The 19,842-nt window shown below is 62.6% G+C and carries 19 protein-coding genes and 1 pseudogene; 6 read left to right on the forward strand and 14 right to left on the reverse strand.

All coding sequences use genetic code 11. The annotated features are described in order from the left end of the window. Window positions 1-115 precede the first annotated feature (115 nt). The 5 genes and pseudogenes from CH92_RS01825 to CH92_RS01845 all read left to right on the forward strand — a co-directional run bounded on the left by CH92_RS01825 (window position 116) and on the right by CH92_RS01845 (window position 4,904). The gene (locus tag CH92_RS01825; RefSeq protein WP_025240097.1) at window positions 116-1,297 is read left to right on the forward strand and encodes an acyl-CoA dehydrogenase; all 1,182 of its coding nucleotides are present in this window, start codon (window positions 116-118) and stop codon (window positions 1,295-1,297) included. A 231-nt stretch (window positions 1,298-1,528) separates the two neighbouring features. Beyond that, a complete protein-coding gene (locus tag CH92_RS01830; RefSeq protein WP_025240098.1) occupies window positions 1,529-2,752 on the forward strand; it encodes a CaiB/BaiF CoA transferase family protein in 1,224 nt (407 codons plus the stop codon). Between the two features lie 84 nt (window positions 2,753-2,836). After that, window positions 2,837-3,460 (forward strand): LemA family protein, encoded by a 624-nt coding sequence (locus tag CH92_RS01835; RefSeq protein WP_025240099.1) that lies wholly within the window; start codon window positions 2,837-2,839, stop codon window positions 3,458-3,460. Further along, window positions 3,457-4,157 (forward strand): annotated as a pseudogene (locus CH92_RS22390) (TPM domain-containing protein). Before CH92_RS01835 ends, CH92_RS22390 begins: the two are co-directional and overlap by 4 nt. Before the next feature lie 129 nt (window positions 4,158-4,286). Further along, window positions 4,287-4,904 carry a TPM domain-containing protein gene (locus CH92_RS01845; RefSeq protein ID WP_025240100.1) on the forward strand — a complete coding sequence of 206 codons (618 nt, stop codon included), beginning with the start codon at window positions 4,287-4,289 and terminating at the stop codon, window positions 4,902-4,904. Window positions 4,905-5,012: 108 nt separating this feature from the next. On the opposite strand, the gene CH92_RS01850 is transcribed toward CH92_RS01845, so the two are convergent. Then, on the reverse strand, window positions 5,013-6,980 hold the full coding sequence (locus CH92_RS01850) for an AAA family ATPase (protein WP_025240101.1): 1,968 nt from the start codon (window positions 6,978-6,980) through the stop codon (window positions 5,013-5,015). Between the two features lie 687 nt (window positions 6,981-7,667). On the opposite strand from CH92_RS01850, the gene CH92_RS01855 reads away from it, so the two are divergent. Then, on the forward strand, window positions 7,668-8,429 hold the full coding sequence (locus CH92_RS01855) for a substrate-binding periplasmic protein (protein WP_025240102.1): 762 nt from the start codon (window positions 7,668-7,670) through the stop codon (window positions 8,427-8,429). Between the two features lie 59 nt (window positions 8,430-8,488). On the opposite strand, the gene apbC is transcribed toward CH92_RS01855, so the two are convergent. The 13 genes from apbC to CH92_RS01920 all read right to left on the reverse strand — a co-directional run bounded on the left by apbC (window position 8,489) and on the right by CH92_RS01920 (window position 19,685). Next, on the reverse strand, window positions 8,489-9,589 hold the full coding sequence (gene apbC, locus CH92_RS01860; RefSeq protein WP_025240103.1) for an iron-sulfur cluster carrier protein ApbC: 1,101 nt from the start codon (window positions 9,587-9,589) through the stop codon (window positions 8,489-8,491). A gap of 95 nt (window positions 9,590-9,684) precedes the next feature. Then, window positions 9,685-10,461, reverse strand: coding sequence for a ferredoxin--NADP reductase (locus CH92_RS01865; RefSeq protein WP_025240104.1), 777 nt, complete (start codon window positions 10,459-10,461; stop codon window positions 9,685-9,687). A gap of 46 nt (window positions 10,462-10,507) precedes the next feature. After that, window positions 10,508-11,515, reverse strand: a complete 1,008-nt coding sequence (locus tag CH92_RS01870; protein ID WP_025240105.1) for a YeiH family protein — start codon at window positions 11,513-11,515, stop codon at window positions 10,508-10,510. Further along, complete coding sequence (locus tag CH92_RS01875; RefSeq protein WP_025240106.1) at window positions 11,512-11,823, reverse strand: gamma-butyrobetaine hydroxylase-like domain-containing protein; 312 nt, start codon at window positions 11,821-11,823, stop codon at window positions 11,512-11,514. The genes CH92_RS01870 and CH92_RS01875 overlap by 4 nt, the downstream gene beginning before the upstream one ends. Before the next feature lie 18 nt (window positions 11,824-11,841). Further along, window positions 11,842-12,027, reverse strand: coding sequence for a hypothetical protein (locus CH92_RS01880; protein WP_025240107.1), 186 nt, complete (start codon window positions 12,025-12,027; stop codon window positions 11,842-11,844). 3 nt (window positions 12,028-12,030) lie between these two features. Next, on the reverse strand, window positions 12,031-12,354 hold the full coding sequence (gene fdxA, locus CH92_RS01885) for a ferredoxin FdxA (protein WP_025240108.1): 324 nt from the start codon (window positions 12,352-12,354) through the stop codon (window positions 12,031-12,033). A gap of 239 nt (window positions 12,355-12,593) precedes the next feature. Then, window positions 12,594-13,553 carry a HEAT repeat domain-containing protein gene (locus tag CH92_RS01890; RefSeq protein WP_025240109.1) on the reverse strand — a complete coding sequence of 320 codons (960 nt, stop codon included), beginning with the start codon at window positions 13,551-13,553 and terminating at the stop codon, window positions 12,594-12,596. Window positions 13,554-13,563: 10 nt separating this feature from the next. Beyond that, a complete protein-coding gene (locus CH92_RS01895; RefSeq protein ID WP_025240110.1) occupies window positions 13,564-13,797 on the reverse strand; it encodes a 4Fe-4S dicluster domain-containing protein in 234 nt (77 codons plus the stop codon). Window positions 13,798-13,911: 114 nt separating this feature from the next. Continuing rightward, entirely contained in the window at window positions 13,912-15,648 is a 1,737-nt protein-coding gene (locus CH92_RS01900) for a fumarate reductase/succinate dehydrogenase flavoprotein subunit (RefSeq protein WP_025240111.1), read from the reverse strand. An 8-nt stretch (window positions 15,649-15,656) separates the two neighbouring features. Then, a complete protein-coding gene (locus CH92_RS01905; protein WP_025240112.1) occupies window positions 15,657-16,400 on the reverse strand; it encodes a GntR family transcriptional regulator in 744 nt (247 codons plus the stop codon). A 70-nt stretch (window positions 16,401-16,470) separates the two neighbouring features. Continuing rightward, a complete protein-coding gene (locus CH92_RS01910; protein ID WP_025240113.1) occupies window positions 16,471-17,343 on the reverse strand; it encodes an ABC transporter ATP-binding protein in 873 nt (290 codons plus the stop codon). Continuing rightward, a complete protein-coding gene (locus CH92_RS01915) occupies window positions 17,340-18,260 on the reverse strand; it encodes an ABC transporter permease (protein ID WP_080689959.1) in 921 nt (306 codons plus the stop codon). The genes CH92_RS01910 and CH92_RS01915 overlap by 4 nt, the downstream gene beginning before the upstream one ends. A 54-nt stretch (window positions 18,261-18,314) precedes the next feature. Next, window positions 18,315-19,685, reverse strand: coding sequence for an ABC transporter substrate-binding protein (locus CH92_RS01920; protein WP_025240115.1), 1,371 nt, complete (start codon window positions 19,683-19,685; stop codon window positions 18,315-18,317). Window positions 19,686-19,842 lie beyond the last annotated feature (157 nt).

Raw genomic sequence — 19,842 nt, forward strand, 5'->3', positions numbered from 1 at the left:
CAGATAGTTGCGGATTACTCGTTTGCGCGACCTGCGCGCAGCTTCTAGGATCAATCCATCGAATGTTACGTCGGGCCGCGAGCCCGGTTCACCGTCTGCGACAAGAGGACTCCCCATGGCCGGCAAAGCAAGCTTCAACTGGATCGACCCGCTGCTGCTCGATCAGCAACTCACCGATGAAGAGCGCATGGTGCGCGACAGTGCGCAGCAGTTCGCGGACGACAAGCTGGCACCACGTGTGCTCGAAGCCTTCCGCCATGAACGCACCGACGCGGCGATCTTCCGTGAGATGGGTGACACCGGCCTGCTCGGCGCGACCATTCCCGAAGCTTACGGCGGCAGCGGTCTGAACTACGTCTGCTACGGCCTGATCGCCCGTGAGGTCGAGCGCATCGACTCCGGCTACCGTTCGATGATGAGCGTGCAGTCCTCGTTGGTGATGGTGCCGATCAACGAATTCGGCAATGAAGAAACCAAGCAGAAGTACCTGCCCAAACTGGCCAGCGGCGAATATATCGGCTGCTTCGGTTTGACCGAACCGAACCACGGTTCCGACCCGGGCTCCATGGTTACGCGGGCGAAGAAGGTCGACGGCGGCTATCGCCTGTCCGGCGCCAAGATGTGGATCACCAACAGCCCGATCGCCGACGTCTTCGTGGTCTGGGCCAAGGATGACGAGGGCGCCATCCGCGGCTTCGTGCTGGAAAAAGGCTGGGAAGGACTGAGCGCTCCGGCGATCCACGGCAAGGTCGGCCTGCGCGCCTCGATCACCGGCGAGATCGTCATGGACAATGTGTTCTGCCCGGAAGAGAACGCCTTCCCGGACGTGCGCGGTCTGCGCGGCCCCTTCACCTGCCTGGATTCGGCCCGTTACGGCATCAGCTGGGGCGCGCTGGGTGCCGCCGAGTTCTGCTGGCACACCGCGCGTCAGTACACCCTGGACCGCCAGCAGTTTGGCCGCCCGCTTGCTGCCAATCAGCTGATCCAGAAGAAGCTGGCCGACATGCAGACCGAGATCACTCTGGCACTGCAAGGCTGCCTGCGCCTCGGCCGGATGAAGGACGAAGGCACCGCGGCGGTGGAAATCACCTCGATCATGAAGCGCAACAGCTGTGGCAAGGCGCTGGACGTGGCACGGCTGGCTCGCGACATGCTTGGCGGTAACGGCATCAGCGACGAGTTCGGTGTGGCCCGGCATCTGGTCAACCTCGAGGTGGTCAATACCTACGAGGGCACCCACGATGTGCATGCGCTGATCCTTGGCCGCGCGCAGACGGGTATCCAGGCGTTTTTCTAAGCCTGCCCGTAGGGTGGATGACGCTCTTTTCATCCACCTTCCGCTCCGCCGATAGCCCCAACTCCGATTGGTGGATGGGTGAAGCGTCATCCACCCTACGTAGTCGACCGGTCTGGTAGGAGCGAGCAAGCTCGCTCCTACATGAAACCCAACGCCTGAAGGCGGTAACCCGTGTTTGGGTTTGCCGCTTTAGAGCTTCGTCCATCTCAACCGCCTTACCGAGAAATATCCATGCCTGGTGCCTTGTCCCATATCCGCGTCCTCGACCTCTCGCGCGTGCTCGCCGGTCCTTGGGCCGGGCAGATTCTGGGTGATCTTGGTGCCGAGGTGATCAAGGTCGAGCGCCCGCGCACGGGCGACGACACTCGTCATTGGGGCCCGCCGTACCTGAAAGACCAGCAGGGCGAGAACACCTCGGAGGCGGCCTATTACCTGTCGGCCAACCGTAACAAGCAGTCGCTGACGCTGGACTTCACCCAGCCCGAAGGCCAGCGGATCATTCGCGATCTGGTCGCCAACTGCGATGTGCTGCTTGAGAACTTCAAGGTCGGTGGTTTGGCCGCCTACGGTCTGGACTATGAAAGCCTCAAGGCAATCAATCCGAAGCTGATCTATTGCTCGATCACCGGCTTCGGCAGTGATGGCCCTTATGCCAATCGCGCCGGTTACGACTTTATGATCCAGGGCCTCGGCGGTTTGATGAGCCTGACCGGCCGCGCAGAGGACGAGGAAGGCGCCGGGCCGGTGAAGGCTGGCGTGGCGCTGACCGATATCCTGACCGGGCTCTATGCCACTGTCGGTGTACTGGCGGCACTCAACAGTCGCGAGCAAAGTGGCGTCGGGCAGCATGTCGAACTGGCGCTGCTGGATGTGCAGGTCGCCTGCCTGGCCAACCAGGCGATGAACTACCTGACCACCGGCGTAGCGCCCAAGCGCATGGGCAACGCGCACCCGAACATCGTGCCTTATCAGGATTTCCCCACCGCCGATGGCGACATCATCCTCACCATCGGCAACGATGGACAGTTCCGCAAGTTCGCCGAAGTCGCCGGACATCCGGAGTGGGCGACCGATGACCGTTTCGCCAGCAACAAGGCGCGCGTGGCCCATCGCAAGGAGCTGGTGCCGCTGATCCGCCAAGTCACGGTATTTCGCACCACCGCCGAATGGGTCACGCTGCTGGAGCAGGCCAGCGTGCCCTGCGGGCCGATCAACGACCTGGCGCAGGTGTTCGCCGACTCTCACGTGCAGGCGCGCGGATTGCGCCTGGACATGCCGCATCCGTTGGCGGGCAGCGTGCCGCAGGTGGCCAGCCCGATCCGTCTTTCCGATACTCCGGTGGAATACCGCAGGGCACCTCCGGTACTTGGCGAGCACAGCGAAACCGTTCTGCAGGGGCTGCTTGGCCTGAGCTTCGACAAGATCCTTTCCCTGCGGCAGTCCGGGGTGATCTGACGACCCGAAGCCCGAGGCCTGACTTGGGCTGGCTGAACTCTCTCGCCGTCAGGCCATCCTTATTGCTGTACCCTGGTTTTTTGGATGGACGAGCGAATCATGCAGACGCAGCGTTTACGTACTACCTGGCAACTCATGGTTGTCCTGTTCATGTCCTGGCTGCTGGCCGGTTGCGGCATCAACAACATTCCTCAATACGACGAGCAGGTGAAAGCGGCCTGGTCGCAGGTGGAAAATCAGTACCAGCGTCGCGCCGATCTTATTCCCAACCTGGTCGAGACGGTCAAAGGCTATGCCCGCCAGGAGCAGGACACCCTTACTGCAGTCACCGAGGCGCGTTCCAAGGCCACCTCGATCCAGATCAGCGCAGACGACCTCGACGATCCGCAGAAGCTGCAGCAATTCCAGCAGGCGCAAAATCAGCTGACCGGTGCGCTGAGCCGACTGATGGCGGTTTCCGAGCGCTACCCGGATCTCAAGTCCAACCAGAACTTCCTGGCCTTGCAATCGCAGCTCGAAGGCACCGAAAACCGTATCTCCGTGGCGCGCCGGGATTTCATTGCGGCGGTTGAGCGCTACAACACCGAAATTCGCACCTTCCCCGGGCGTATCTGGCACACGCTGATGTACAGCGACATGCCGATCCGCGAGAACTTCGAGGCGACGGCCGAGAACGCCGATCAGGCGCCGAAAGTGCAGTTTCAATGATACGAACGCTACCCCTGTTTCTAGCACTGCTGTTTTGGGCCGGCAGCCTGCTGGCCCAGACGTTCGAAGTGCCCGCATTGACAGGCCGGGTGGTGGATCAGGCCGAATTGCTTGATACCCAGACCGAGGCGAGGCTGACCGGCATGCTTGCCGCCCATGAGCAGGCCTCCGGTGAGCAAGTGGTGGTGGTCACGCTGCCCGATCTGCAAGGTCGCAGTATCGAGGAGGTTGGCCTCCAGCTGGGACGCGAATGGGGAATCGGTCAGAAGGAAGAGGACAGCGGCGCATTGCTGATCATCGCCCGCGATGGTCGGAAGATTCGCATCGAGGTAGGTTATGGGCTCGAGGGACGTCTGACCGACGCGCAGTCCTCGGTGATTATCAGCAGCATCATTGCCCCCGCGTTCCAACAGGGCGATTTCGCTCGCGGCATCACTGATGGCACTGCCGCGATCATTCGCGTGCTGGGTGGCGATCCGCTGCAAACAGCGGGCATGCAGCCGGCCATGCCCATGGGCGGGCAGGAGCCAGGCGGGCTCGGCATTCTCGGCTTCTTCCTAATGCTGGTCGCGATCTTCGTGATCGGCGGTGGCCGTGGCGGGCGCGGCGGTGGTCGTGGCGCCGGACGCGCGTTGCTGGTGGTTTCGGCGGCGGCGGTGGCGGTTTCGGCGGCGGGGGTGCTTCCGGTGGCTGGTGATCCGACGGACCGCGCGGCGAACCCCAGCGACTCACGGACGGGATCGCATGGCGGGCTGGCATCCAGCCACCGAGTCCTCGAGCCAATCAGCGCAGCACAACGAGAATCTTCATCGGTGATGAACAGACAATGACCCTACTGACCGAAAGCGAACTGCAACAGGTCGCCGAGGCGATCGACCGCATCGAGCGTGACACCGACGCCGAACTGGTGACGGTGCTGGCGGCCCAGGCCGACGACTACCATTACATCCCGTTGCTCTGGGCCAGCCTGCTGGCGCTGTTGCTGCCGGGTGCGCTGCTGTTCTTCACTGGATGGCTGGCGGGCTGGCAACTGCTGCTGGTGCAATGGCTGACCTTTATCGTGCTGGCGGTGATCTTTCGCATTCCCAGCCTGACCAGTCGGTTGATTCCTCGCTCGGTCCGCCATTGGCGGGCCTGCAATCTGGCGCGGCGGCAGTTCATCGAACTGAATCTGCACCACACCGCTGCGGGTACCGGGATGCTGATCTTCGTCTGCGAAGCCGAGCGTTATGTGGAAATTCTGGTGGATCGGGGCATTTCCAGTCGCATCGATAACGGCGCCTGGGAGTCGATCGTCGCGGACTTTACCGCGAAGGTCCGCAACGGACAGGTACTCCAAGGGTTCCTGGGTTGCATCGAGGCCTGCGGCTCGCTGCTCAAACAGCACGTTCCTGCTACGCACGAGCGCAACGAGCTACCGAATCATCTGGTGGTGCTGTCCTGAGCCAGCCCCGCGATTTGCGTGTCGGCATGACTGTCTGTCGATCCGCCTGAACGGTAGAAGCGATGCGTGTGATCGCATCGCTTCTACCAACGCCGCTAAGCCGCTGATTCAGACCATGCCCGGGCCGTCGTCTTCGGGTTGCTCAACCGGAGTCAAGTCGAGGAATGGGCCGTTCTCCATGGCGCTGGCCGCGACGCGATCGATGCTGCTCATGGCGTGGCCGATGATCGAGCTGACGCTGGCTTCGTGATGATGCTCGGGCAGCCGGTCGATGGCCGCGAGTACCTCTTCGCCGGGCACCGTTTCCTCGGCAAGCAGGCGCTCGGCGATTTCGTCCAGCGCAGGCTTCATGCGCTGCAGCAACGCCATGCAGTCGCGGTCCAGCTGCTTGAGCAGGGTGTCCGCCGCGCGGATGGATTCACCCGAATCGAATTCGATATGGGCGTCGCGCACCGCTTGCAGGCTCAGCAGCGAGCCGTTCGGACCCATGCCCAGCGCACCGACCATCGACAGGGCGATCTTCGAGGCTTCCTGCAGATCCTGGCCGGCGCCGGACGACACTTCGTGGAAATACAGCTGCTCAGCGCTACGCCCGGCCAGCAGCATCTGGATGCGGTTGCGCAGCTCGGATTCCATGTGCAGGCGCTTGTCTTCCACCGGCGTTACCAGCGTCACGCCCAGGGCCTGGCCGCGCGGCAGAATAGTGACCTTTTCCACCCGACCGACTTTCAGCGCGGCGGCTACCAGCGCATGACCGGCCTCATGCACGGCAATGCGCTTGCGATCGTTGGCCGACATCGGCGTGACGCCCGAAGGTTGCTCGCCGATACGACAGGTTTCCACGGCATCGACGAAGAGCGCCATGCTGACTTCGCTGGCCCCGCTCCGTGCCGCGAGCAGGGCGGCGTGGTTGGCGATATAGGCGATGGCAGCGGGCGTCAGGCCGACGGTGTTGCGTGCCAACTGGGCGAAATCCAGGTCCTGGCCGGCGCGGATCTTCCCGGCGTACAGGCGGAACAATGCCTCCCGATCCCCGAGGCCCGGCAGGCCCACCGCGATCGAACGGTCGAAGCGACCCTCGCGCACCAGCGCAGGGTCCAGCGAGTTGGGAAAGTTGGTCGCGCCCAGCACCAGCACGCCGCTGGCGCCGTCGAAGCCATCCATTTCGGCGAGGAACTGGTTGATGATGCGGTTGCTCTCGGCATCGCTGGAGCGCTGCTGCTCGGCGCGCTTGCCGATGCCGTCGATCTCGTCGATGAAGATGATGCACGGCGCCTGCTTGCGCGCGGTGCGAAACAGCGCCTTGACCTTCTGGATGCCGACGCCGAAGTACATCGAGGAAAAGTCGCTGCCGGTCACCTGGATGAAGCTGGCGTTGGATTCGGTCGCCAGGGCCTTGGCCAGCTGGGTCTTGCCGGTTCCGGGCTCGCCGGTTAGCAGCACGCCCTTTGGTGGCCGGGCACCCAGCGCGGCGTAGGCAGCGGGGTCGCGCAGATAGTCGGTGACGTCGGTGAGCGCCTGTTTGGCTTCGCTGGCGCCGATCACGTCGGCAAAGGCGATGCCGCTGCCCTTGCGCTGCACCCGAAATGCCTGGCTCTTGATTGCCAGGTAGCTTAGGGCGGCGAGCAATAGCAGGATGAAGGGAGCATAGGGCAGCAGCGCCTTATACCAAGGCGCTTCGCCATCAGTTTCGAACAGCGTCAGCGGAAACAGCTGGCCTTCGCTGCTGGCGTATTGATCGAGCAACAGTTGCGCGACACGCCCGGACTGGTCCGGGATCCAGTAGCGCAGGCCGTCGTGCAGGCTGATATAGACGGCATCCTTGCCCAGCGCGGCGCTGGCGATTGTGGCGCTGCGCAGATCGCCCATCAGCACCGAGAGATCCTGACGGTTGGCTTCCCACGGATCAGTGGATTCCCGCAGCGCTTCGAGCATGCTGGCTGCAGCGCCGGTTGTCGGCGTTGACGGAGCGGTAGGGCGCAGCTGCCAGAACGCCACGCAGGCGGCGATCAACAGAAGCAGCAAAATGGAGAGCACAGGGCCGCGGCGACCTTGTAACAGACGTGGTGTTTTCATTTCACATCCAATCGGGAAGCCCGATGTTTCGACAAACAACCGCCGGGAGGCGGACCACAGTTGTTCGCGGGTAAACCCGCGAGCGCCAATAGGCTGGCGCTGGGCAGTACGGACTTACGGGATGCGATTTATATGCCGGACTGCGAATCGGGTTCTGGGACTCCGATAGCCGGCGAGAATACGGCAAGTGCCACCATGGGAGGGCCAACGCGACGAATGGCGTCCGGGTTTGCGACGAATGACCGTCCGGTTGTAGAACTAAATGCTCTCGGTAAGAGGTATCGAGAAACTGACGGCGCGTGCCGATAGGGTCGCCGAGCAGGTTTGACGAAGAGGCATTAGCCAGGTCCGGCGCTCCAGAGGTCCAGACGGTATTAATAGCCGATCAAAAATTGTCGAATAAAAAAACCGTTTTCTATCGCGATTAGAAAAAAGACAGCCTGCTCGTTTTTAAAACAAACTTCTGATGAGCAGCAAGCACGCTTTTTATGGGACTTACGTTCAAGCGCTCTTATTTGCCAAGTGCACACCCGGACCATCCAGCCTAAAGTTGGCCCGCTGACACAGCTCAACACGCATTAATGATGCAGAAGCCTGTTAATCGCGTCGGATTTGTCTGGATTGCTGCCCCAGAGGACGAGGACATGATTGGAAGGGCTTCCAAATCGAAAAACTGGGAATTAGAAAGTGCCTATAAAAAACAAGAATCTTAGCTTCGTTCTTTTAGCGCTATCACTCGTGTTTTTACCTTCCGCTTTCGCCAACAGCGACGAGGTAAAAATCAACCTGCTAACGCAAAACTTTCCACCCTTCAGCATGGCCACCGACGGTAAGAACTTCGCTAGAGAAGAGTCGATTGACGGTATCGATGCCGATGTCGTGGCCGAGCTCTTCAAACGGGCCGGCATCGACTATGAAATGACGCTTCGCTTTCCATGGAACCGTTTGCAGAAATTAGCCGAGGAAAAGCATGGGTTCGCCGTGTTTTCCCTTAGCCGCACGCCCGAGCGAGAGCCCAAATACAAATGGGTTGGCCCGCTGAGCGAAATCCAAATCGTACTGTTGAAAATGCCTGGAAGCCCTATCCAGCTTGCCAGTCTTGACGATGCGAAGAAGTACCGCATCGGGTCGAAGGACGGCAGTGTGGGCAGTCAATATCTGATCAATCGCGGGTTTGAGCTTCATAAATCCTTGATCAAGACGCCGGACAAACTCAAGGCTGGCCAATTCGACTTATGGGCGACAACCAATCCGTCCGGCGATTACGAAGCGATGCAAGCGGGCATCGGCGCGCTAGAGGTTGCATTGACGCTTAACAGGGTGGATCTGTACCTGGCGCTGAATAAAGAAACACCCGACGAGGTAATCCAGAAGCTCCAGCGCACCTTGGATCAGATGAAACAAGAGGGGCTGCTGCAAATGGCTACGCAGCGCTACATGAACAACTGAGTCGGGAATAACTCCACGCAGCTCAGGGGGCAGCCGTCTGGCTGGCCCGCTGGGTTGGTTCAGGCCTCGATCACCTCCGGCAGCGGCGCCTGTGTCTTGCGGCTACGCAGGGAAAGCCGTGCAGCGGCTTTCCGGGCAATGTTCAGATAGGCCTGCGCCAGGCTGCCGCTGGGATCACTGACAATGATGGGCTGGCCATCATCGGCGCCAACGCGGATGCGCATGTCCAGCGGTAATTCGCCCAGCAGCTCGCTACCGTATTGATCGGCCATGCGCCGCGCGCCGCCGCTCCCGAAAATGTGCTCTTCATGCCCGCACTGGCTGCAGACGTGCAGGCTCATATTCTCGATGATGCCCAACACCGGCACGTTGACCTTCTCGAACATGCGCAGCCCCTTGCGTGCGTCCAGCAGAGCCAGATCCTGCGGCGTGGTGACGATCAGCGCGGCGGAAACCGGCATGCGTTGCGCCAGGGTCAGGTGAATATCGCCGGTGCCCGGTGGCAAGTCGACGATCAGATAGTCGAGGTCCTGCCAGTGGGTTTCCTGCAGCAGACGGGTCAACGCCTGGGTAATCATCGGTCCGCGCCAGATCACCGGTGCTTCCTCGTCAACCAGAAAGCCGATGGACATGCATTGCAATCCATGACCGAGCATCGGTTCAAGCTTGCCGTCGCGGCTGTCGGGCATGCCGGTAAGGCACAGCAGGCGAGGCTGGCTGGGGCCGTAGAGATCGGCGTCGAGCATGCCGACGCGTGCGCCGTCGGCCGCCAGCGCCAGCGCCAGGTTGACCGCCGTGGTGGATTTGCCGACGCCGCCCTTGCCCGAGGCCACCGCGATCATGTGTTTGACGCCCGGCAGGGTCTTGCGGGTGATCGACGCCGGGTCTATGGACCAGTCGATCTGGATCGCCACTTCCGTGGCGTCGGTATGCGCTAGTAGAAGGGCTTTCAGCGCCCGGCTCAGCGCATCCCGATAGCCATCAGCCGGGAAGCCCAGGGCCAGCTCAACATACAACTGTGAGCCGTCGGCGCGTAGCTCACGCACCGCGCCGGCACTGAGCAGGTCGCAACCCAGGCAGGGTTCGATCCACTGAGACAGGGAGTGCTCGGCTTGCTGGCGCAGCCCGCCGGCGGGCTGCGCAAAATGGTGAAGGGTCATGGCATGCTCCTGGCGAATTCGATCGATGTGACACAGACTTTTTGTAGGAGCGAGGGAGGCGTCGGTCCTTGCTCGCGCCTACGGGTTCCGATCAGCTATTTCTCGACAAACGCGCGTTCAATTACGTAGTCGCCGGGCTCGCCTTGCTGCGCCGACGCCTCGAAGCCCATGACATCGAGCATGCCGGTCAGCTCATCGAGCATCGCCGGGCTGCCGCAGAGCATCACCCGATCGTGGTCCTTGTTCAGTTGCGGCAGACCGATATCGCTGGCGAGCTTGCCGGTTTCCACCAAGGTGGTAATGCGCCCCTGGTTGCGGAACGGCTCGCGGGTCACGGTGGGGTAATAGATCAGCTTGTCGCGCACTTCTTCGCCGAGAAATTCGTGCTGAGGGAGCTCGTGGGTCAGGTAGTCGTGGTAGGCCAGTTCGCTTACTTCGCGCACGCAATGCACCAGGACGATCTTGTCGAAGCGCTCATAGGCCTCCGGGTCGCGAACGATGCTCATGAAGGGCGCAAGGCCGGTGCCGGTGCCCAACAGATAGAGGTGCTTGCCGTGTCGCAGGTCATGCATCACCAGCGTGCCGACCGGCTTGCGGCTGACGATGATCGGGTCGCCGACTTTCAGATGCTGCAGGCGTGAAGTCAGCGGGCCGTCCGGCACCTTGATACTCAAAAACTCAAGATGCTCGTCATGGTTGGCGCTGACGATGCTGTAGGCACGCATGAGAGGTTTGCTTGCCACCTCGAGGCCGATCATCACGAAGTGCCCGTTTTCGAAGCGCAGCGCTGGATCGCGCGTGGTGGTGAAACTGAACAGCGTGTCGTTCCAGTGACGGACGCTGAGAACGCTTTCGGTACCGAGTGTAGCCATGGCAAAACCTCCAACAGTGGATACGGAGACGAGGCAGTAGAAATGGTCAGGGCGAGGCCATTGCCAGCATCGCCATTGCGCTGAGCAGCAGGCCGCCGCTGAGCAGTACGAGCAGCAACATCGGGCGCCAGCCTTGGGCAAGCAGGGCGCCAAGAGTGGTGCGCATGCCGAGGGCCGCCATGGTCACCAGCAGGCAGGCATTGGACGCGGCGATCAATCCTTCGCGCAGGCCGGCCGGCAGCCAGCCGAGGCTGTTCAGGCCGAACAGCGCGAGGAAACCCAAGAGAAACAGCGGGAACTCGGCCGTGCCGGAGTCACCCCGGCGCAGCAGGAAACCGAGCAGCAACACCAGTGGCGCCAGCAGTGCCACCCGCAACAATTTGGTCAGGGTCGCGATATCGCCGGCGCTGTCGGAAACCAGATACCCGGCGCCAGCGGCCTGGGCGACGTCGTGAATGCTGGCGCCGAGCAACAGGCCGCTTTCGATTTCGTCGTAACCCAGCGAGGCGAGCAGTGGCGGATAAACCAGCATCGAGAGCGTGCCTAACGCGGTGACGCCGACCACCACACCCAGCAATCGCCTGTCCTCCAGCCTGCCGGCAGGAATCACCGCTGCCACGGCGATCGCCGCCGACACGCCGCAGATTGCCACCGCCACGCCAGCAACCAGGCTGTGCAGGGCCGGCAGGCCCAGCCAGCGTCCCAGCAGCAGCGCGCAGCCGATCACCAGCGGCACGCTGGTCAGCACCATCACAATTGGCAAGCTGCCAACGGTAAGCAATTGCTCCACGCCGATCCGCGCGCCGAGCAAGGCCACGCCGACGCGCAGGATCTGGCGGCTGCAGAAGGTCACGCCGGGTTGCATGCGTGCATCGGCTGCCTGGCTGGCGAAGCCGAATCCCAGCAGCAGCACCAACATGAGAGCGGGCGCGCCGTAATGCTCGGCAAGAAAGCTCCCGGCCAGCGCCAGCACTGCGCACAACGCCGCGCCGGGATAGAGCCGGCAAAGCGTGGCGAAGGGCGGGGCCAGCAATTGCTGGGCGCGCGTACTCATTGCAGGCGCTCGCCCAGTTCACGCAGGTAGGCCCAGGGGTAAAGCCCCCGGTAATGCCCGTCACTGAAGTAGAGCTGGACGCCGGCGACACCGGAAACTTCCAGTCGGTCGACGCCCACATCGGCATCGATCAGCGTCAGCATGCCGCGCTGCTGCGCCTGGGCGCACATGGAGCAGGCGCAGGACTTGCGCAAGGCGAGGCAGCTCAACTGGCTGCGCACGCCATCGGGCCAGAGCACTTCGAGCATCTTCTGCGCCTTACGCAGGCGGATTTCCTGGGGTGGGGCGGTCAGGATCTGGGTAGTCACGGGCAACTCCTTAACCAATCAGAAAAAGGGGGAGGGCAGGCGCGGCGGATGACCGTCCGGCACTATCAGGGCCGGCGTTTCTGGCGTTCTGACGGAGCGGCTTGGGTCCTCCACCGGCCGAGCACTGCCGGTCAGGGCCGCGCTGCCGATCACCAGCGTCAGCAGGGCGCGGCCGAGCCAACTCGTCATGACAAGTTCAGGCATGGGTCAACGCTCCAGGAACTGCAGCTTGTCGCCCTGATCGACCCAGGTGTCGGCTTCGGCCAGCGGGCTGTTGGTCTGGGTGATTACTGGCCAGACCTCGGCCAGTTCGGCGTTGAGTTCGATGAAGTGGCTCTGGTTGGCCGGCAACGCGTTGTCGGCGAAGATCGCGTCGGCCGGGCATTCCGGTGCACAGAGGCTGCAGTCGATGCAGGTCTCCGGGTTGATCACCAGAAAGTTCGGCCCTTCGTGGAAGCAGTCCGCCGGGCAAACTTCGACACAGTCGGTGTATTTGCAGCGGATGCAGTTTTCGGTCACTACATAGGTCATGTCTTTGGCTCCTCTGGTGCGCCCGCCCTCACCCCAGCCCTCTCCCCAGAGAGGAGAGGGGGCGGAAGCTGCGCGGATCCCGGCAGCGGTGTAGGGCGGCCCTTTTGGTAAGCCCGCACCGCCGCGTCGAGTCTGTTAATCGCTCAATGCGCGAACATGTAGGGCGGGCTTTAGCCCGCCGAAGCCGCTCGGCGGCAACATCGATTGGCGGATCACACCGCCTCACAGGCCCCGAATGGTCACGCTGCCGCGTCGAGCTTGGACATGGCCCAGCGCGCCAGCTTGCGAACGTCCGGATCCGGGTCGTCCATCGCTGCCTCGACGAAGGGGCGGCCATCGCTGTGGCCGATCGCGCCGAGTGCACCGATGGCCGCCTTACGCAGATTGCTCATCGGGTCGCGGGCACAGATGCCGAGCGCCGGAATGGCGCCGACGGAGCCGAGCTTGCCGAGCGAATCCACGGCTTTCTCACGGACCTGCCAGAAGCTGTCGTGAGTGGCGTCGACCAGCGGCTGCAGCGCGGCTTGGTAGTTCAGCTTGCCGATGCTCACGGCGGCTTCGACGCGCACTTGCCAATGGTCGTCGTGCAGCAGACCGACCAGCGTCGGGCCGACCTGTTCGGGCGTGGCGTACACCAGCGCGCCGGTGGCGGCACGGCGGACTTCAGCGTCCTCGTCGTGCCCGGCGCGTTCCATCAGCGCGGGCAGGTTTTCGGTCTGTTTGAGCCAGCCGATCACGGCCACCGCCTCGCGACGAACGCCAGGGTCTTCGGCCTGCATGCGTTGCAGCGCCGGAGCCTGGGCCGCCGGGTTGCGCAGCGGTTTAACTGCTCGCAGGATGCCCGCCACGACGAAGGGGTCATCCGTGCCTTCCAGCGCTTCGAGCAATGGCATGGCGGCGGCCGGGTCTTTCAGATCGGCCAACGCATGGGCGGCAGCGTTGCGCACCACCTCGTTGCTGTCCTGCAGGGCGGCGATCAGCGCGTCGGCAATGTCCACCGCATCGAACTCGTCGACCACTTTGGCGGCTTCCTGGCGCACCGCAGGATCTGCGTCATTGAGCGCCAGAATCAGCAGCTCGGCGGCTTCCGGCTCGCCGCAGTCGACCAGCTCCAGTACGGCGACGCGGCGTATACCGGGGTCTTCAGAGGCGAGGTTGTCGGCAATCTGCTGCAGCGTGGGATCGTCATAGGTCTTCATCAGCGGCTCCTCAGCGCAGCAGATACGGAATATTCACCTTGACCGCGTCGGTCGGGCAGTCGGTCTCGCAGGGCATGCAGTACCAGCATTCGTCGTACTTCATGTGCGCCTTGCCGGTGTCCGGGTTGATCCACAGGACATCCAGCGGGCAGACGTCGATGCAGACGCGGCAGCCTTTCTCGGCGATGCATTTCTCTTCATCCACGACAACCGGGACGGCAGAGCGGTGGTTGGCTACGGGCATGGTCTATCTCCTCGGTTCCAGTCGAGCGGACTTGGCCGTCCGCTTCGCTGTTGGGGCGAATGTGTTCGCCCGTTTGGCATCAGGTTTGCGCCGTTTGGATTCGGCCCATGGGGGTCAGGCATTCGCCGCTTTTTTCACCCGCAGCTTGCTGTAGGCATCCTTCTCTTCGCCCAGCGGGACGACGTAGTCGGCGACCGGGCGCTTGCCGTGGGCCATCTGGCCGTTGGAGTCCTTGAACAGGCGGCTGTGGTAGAACCACTCGACGTTGTCCTGCTCGGGGAAGTCGACCCGGTAGTGGTACAGACCCCAGCGCGATTCGGTGCGGTACAGCGAGGCGCGCGCAGCCATCTCGGCGCAGTCGATGATCGATTGCACTTCCAGCGCACGGAGCAGTTCGTGAGGGTCGGCGGCGCTGAGCAGGTGCAGGTCGTTGCGCACAGCCATGATTCGCTCGAGCCCGATCTCCATCTTCTTGGTCACCTTCGGCGGCTGCAGGTAGTCGTTCACCAGGCGGCGCACCTTGTATTCCATTTGCTCGGGCGGAATGCCGTCCTTGACCATGAGCGGTGCCTGGATGCGTGCCAGCTCGGCGGCAATGAAGGCATCATCGAGCACCGGCTCGCTGCGGTCCTTGACGAACGCAGCGGCACTCTCGCCGCAGATCTGCCCGTAAACGAAGGCGCCGAGCATGTAGTTGTGCGCCACCGAGGCCATGTCGCCGGCGCCGTAGAGGCCGGGCACGGTGGTGGCACCGGTTTCGTCTGTCCACACCCCGGAAGCCGAGTGGCCGGAGCAGAAGCCGATCTCGGAGATGTGCATTTCCACCATGCGCTGGCGGTAGTCGACTTGACGGCCTTCGTGGAAGCGTCCGCGAGTCGGTCGCTCGTTAGTGTGCAGTACGGTCTCGATTTCCTGGATGGTTTCCTCGGCCAGGTGATCAAGCTTGAGGAACACCGGACCCGTGCCGGATTCGAGCTCTTTGAAGAACTCCAGCATCATCTGCCCGGACCAGTAATCGCATTCGATGAAGCGCTCGCCGTAGGCATTGGCGGTAAAGCCGCCGAGCGGGCCGGTAACGTAGGCGCAGGCCGGACCGTTGTAGTCCTTGAGCAGTGGGTTGACCTGGAAGCACTCCAGATTCACCAGATCGGCACCGACATGGTAGGCCATGGAGTGGCCGTCGCCGCAGTTGGCCGGGTTTTCGTAGGTGCCGAACAGGTAACCGGAGTTGGGCAGGCCGATCCGCCCGGCAGCGCCAGTGGCCATGATCACCGCCTTGGCGCGGATGATGATGGGCTCGGCGGTGCGGGTGTTGACCCCGATCATGCCGGCAATATTGCCGTCCGGATCCTTGAGCAGGCGGGTGGCCTGGAACCGGTTCTCGATCTCCACCCGCACGCGGCGCAGGCGGCGGTAGAGGATCTTCTTGACGTTATGGCCTTCCGGCATCGGCAGCACATAGGTGCCCAGGTGGTGCACCTTTTTCATGTCGTAGTCGCCGGTTTCATCCTTCTGGAAATGCACGCCCCAGGAGTCGAGCTTCTCGATCATCGAAAACGAGCGGGTGGCGTAGGCCATCAGCGCCGGCTGGTGGACGATGCCGTCGTTGGCGATGGTGATTTCCTTGACGTACTGCTCCGGCGTCGCATGCCCGGGCACGACGGCATTGTTCAGCCCGTCCATGCCCATGGAGATGGCGCCGGAGCGTTTGACGTTGGCCTTTTCCAGCAGGATGACTTTGAGGTTCGGGTCCTGCTCTTTGACGGTCACGGCGGCCATGGGGCCGGCCGTGCCGCCGCCGATGACCAGCACGTCGGTGTCGATGACTGGGATGCCGTTGATAGTGGTCATGTTGCCTCCTATTTCCGATCCACTCGGAACTGGTATTTGAATGCGTCGCCGCGGTAGCAGAGGTATTCGAAGTCGATGGGGCGGCCGGCGCGGTCGTGTGTCAGCCGCTCGACGCGCAGGATGGGTTCGCCGGGCTTGAGCGCCAGGTACTGCTGGTGTTCTTCATCGGCCAGGGTGGCGTCGAGGCTGATGTCGGCGCGTCCCAGTGCCATGCCGAACGCGTTTTCGAGCAGCGGGAAGATGTCGCCGGACAGATCCAGGCCGAACATTCGTCGCCCGATGTCGAGGGGGAAGTAACTGTTCTCGACGCAGACGGCCTCGCGGTTGAGGTAGCGCACGCGCTTGACCTCGACCACATCCTCTCCTGCCAGCAGATGCAGCGCGGCGGCCACGGCCTTGGGGGGCTTGCGTTCATGAATCGACAGCAGGCGCGCGGTGGCTTCGTAGCCTTGCGCCGCCATCGCTTCGCCGAAGCCCTGCAGACGCTGCACGTTCTGCACCGCCTTCGGCTTGCTGACGTAGGTGCCCTTGCCTTGGGCGCTGAACACCAGCCCTTCGTTGTGCAGGTCGCGCAGCGCCTGGCGAATGGTGATGCGGCTGACGCCAAAGGCATTCATCAACTCGTTTTCCGAAGGCAGACGCTCATGAATCACATAACTGCCATCGAGGATCTTGCGCCGCAGGTCATCGCGGATCTGCACATACAGCGGCAGCGGCGACTGGCCCGGGGCGAGTGGCTGGGTTCCTTTCATTACTTGGGCTCCAGCCTGTCATGACAGGTCATGTCGAGCGCAGGCGATTGACGGAATGGGTTGCGCATGTTCAGCCTCCGTTCTGCTGCTGGAAGGCGCGCAAGGTTTCCTGACGGATCAGATCCAGGCACTGGCGCTTGTGGTCCATGAACTCGGCGCTGGTGAGCAGGCTCTGCTCGCGCGGCCGCGGCAGGCTGACCTTGATGTCAGCGATAATCCGCCCGGGGCTGGCACTCATCACCACGATGCGGTCGGAGAGGAACACCGCCTCGTCGATGTCGTGGGTGACGAACACCACGGTGTTCTTGAACTCGCGCCAGATCTCCAGCAGGTTCTCCTGCATCATGATTCGCGTCTGCGCATCCAGCGCGCCGAAGGGCTCGTCCATCAGCAGCACGCTGGGATAGTTGGCTAGCGCGCGGGCAATCCCGACCCGTTGCTGCATTCCGCCTGACAACGTGCCGGGATAGGCATCCCCGAACGCGGCCAGGCCAACCAGCGACAGAAAAGTACGGGCCACGCTGCACGCCTCGTTGCGTGACGCGCCGGCCATCAGCGGGCCGAAGGCGACGTTGTCGCGCACGGTTTTCCAGGGGAACAGCGAGTGCTGCTGGAACACCATGCCGCGGTCCGGGCTGGGTGCATCGACGCCTTTGCCGTCGATGGTCAGGTCACCGCGAGTCGGTGTGACGAAACCGGCCATGGCGTTGAGCAGGGTCGACTTGCCGCAGCCGGATGGGCCGAGCAGGCAGACGAACTCGCCGGGACGGATCTCCAGTTGGGCGTCTTGTACCGCGGCGCGCTTGCCGCCGTTGTGGTTGAACTCGATGTGCAGGTTGCGCACGCTGATGTGGCCACGACCGTCGCCCTTGGCGTTGGCCTTCGCCCGTAGGCGGCTGTGGTCGAGGACGGCGAGGCGGTTGTCCTGTACGGCGCTGTTCATGGCCGACCTCCTTTGGCCTGCCAGTGCAGCAGCGGGTTGCAGGCCTTGCGCACGAGCAGGGTGCACAGCGTTCCGAGGCCACCAATGGTCAGCATGCCGATGATGATTTCCGGGTACTTGACCAGCGTGTATGACGTCCAGGTGAAGTAGCCGATGCCGTACTGGCCGCTGATGATTTCGCCGGCCAGCAGCGAGAACCAGGCCACGCCCATGCCGATCGCCAACCCGGCGACGATGCTCGGCATGGCGCCGGGGATCACTACGTGCCAGAGAATGGCTTTCTTGCTGGCGCCGAGACTGCGGGCGGCGCGCACGAGCACGTCAGGCGTCTGCTCCACACCGTGCACGGTGTTCAGCACGATGGGAAAGAAGGCGCCTAGAAAGGTGATGAAGACGATGCTCGATTGCTCGGTGGGCAGCATCAGGATTGCCAGGGGAATCCAGGCCACCGCGGGAATCGGCCGGAACAGCTCGATGTACGGCAGGATGATGTCTTCGGCCCAGCGCGAGCGGCCCATCATCACACCGGTCAGCACGCCCAGCACCACCGCGTAGGCGTACGCAATGGCGATCCGCTCCATGCTGTGGGCTATGTGTAGGTAGAACTCCGAGCTGGACAGCTGAGTCACCAGCGCCTCACCTACCAGTAGCGGCGTCGGCACATTTTCGAAGTTGATGAAGAAGTTGAAGCCGCTGCTGGCCGCGAAATGCCAGACCACCAGCGCCATCAGCAGCGCGGCGACACGCACCATGTAGCGACCGGTCATGGCGGGCAGACGCCCCCGGGGCTGGTTGGCTGTGTGCGAATCAGATGGCGCTGGCGGGCTCGGCGCAGCGGCAACTTCCAGCGTGGGTGCCGCCGCTACGGCAGGCACAGGCGAGGCTGGATCGAATACCGGGTTCGGCTTGACACTCATGGCTACGCTCCTCGGCTCAGGTTTGCTTTGCGCTCTGCGGCGCATGTGCGCGGGTCAGGGCAACATTGCGACCGGCTGCGAAGCGGTCAGCGGTACGCCGCCGCTCGCGGCGATATGCCGCTCTGAGTCGCCTTTTTTCATGAAGGCGAGCACTTCACCGCTGGGGTCTTTGATCAAATAAGCGGCTTTGCCGAACAGCTTCAGTCCGGTGAGGTTGTCGTAGACGTAGGTGGCGTTGATGGCGGTGCCGTCGGCCTTGGCGGCTTCTTCGGCGGCGAGCATCGCGGCGGTGTCGTCGTAGGCGACGATGCCCTTCTCAGCGAACCAGATTTCCGCAGGCTTGCGGCCCGGCGCACGTGGGGTGGGGCTGACCACGTTCTGCACCATCGCGTCGTAGTCGAGGTCTGACGCGGCGTAGGCCTTCTTCAGATAGGAGTCGTCGATCCAGGCGGCGAAATCGAGGTCAGGAATCTGCATTTCCTTCTGCAGCAGCGCGTGGTCGTACTGCATCGCCTTGACCCACTGCGGCTTGATGCTCGCTTCCATGGTCGAGATGCCGCCGTCACTGAAGTAGAGGTAGAGCACTTCCTTATCGACGCCAGTCCACTCGGCGACCTGGGTGGCGGCGCGCATCGGGTCTTCGCTGATCCATTTCTGCGCGGCGAGGGTCGCCTTGAGTACGCCTTCGACCACTTCAGGGTATTTCTGCGCAAAGGCTTCGCGCACCACGATGCCGTGGAATGTCGGGATGCCGGCTTCGCTGCCGTCATAGATCTTTCGCCCGGTGCCGCGAAACTCCATGATTTCCGACCACGGACAGAAATCGGCATGAGCGTCGATCTTGCCGGCGGCGATATTGGCTGCACCGACAGGCGGGCTCTGGTTGACCAATGTGACCTTGTCCGACAGCCCGGCATCGCGCAGGACTTTCAACGTCATGCCCCATGCGGCACTGCCGACCGGCGTGGACAGACTCTTGCCGGCCAGATCCTGCAGGCTCTGCACCGAGGAGGCGGCCGGCACCACGATGCCGTTGCCGGTGCCCTTGAGGTTATAGCCGGTAACCGCGATGAACCGGGTTTGCTGTTTGCCGGTTTCCTGGAATTTGGCACCGTTGACGATCAACGGGTAGTCGCCCATGACACCGAAGTCGAGCTTGCCGGCGAGCATCTGATTGGTAATCGGCGGCCCCGAATCGTAATCGCGAAATTCGATCTGGTAGTCCGCATCCTTGTACTTGCCGGTTTTGGGCAAGTACTGGTCCAGCAGGCCGAGCTTTTCCAGCACGACGCCACCGGAGACGGTGTTAGTGACCATGCTCTGGTGGCCAATGCCGACGCGGATGGTTTCCGCTGCCGCAGGGCCACTCAGCACCATGAGCGATCCGAGAATCGAGGTTGCAATCAGGCTGTTCCGGTTGTCCATTTGTCTTCACCTTGGCGGTTGAGCAACTTGTACTAACAGGGCATAACGCCTGTGTTTGAAGGTGCACCGGCTGTGCCAGATCGCCGTGGCTCGGACCTATCTCCCTGTTTTAGGAATGGTTTTTTGTGAGTTGCTGACTGTTCGATCAACGCAACGG

Source organism: Stutzerimonas stutzeri (assembly GCF_000590475.1).
Lineage (GTDB): Bacteria > Pseudomonadota > Gammaproteobacteria > Pseudomonadales > Pseudomonadaceae > Stutzerimonas > Stutzerimonas stutzeri_D.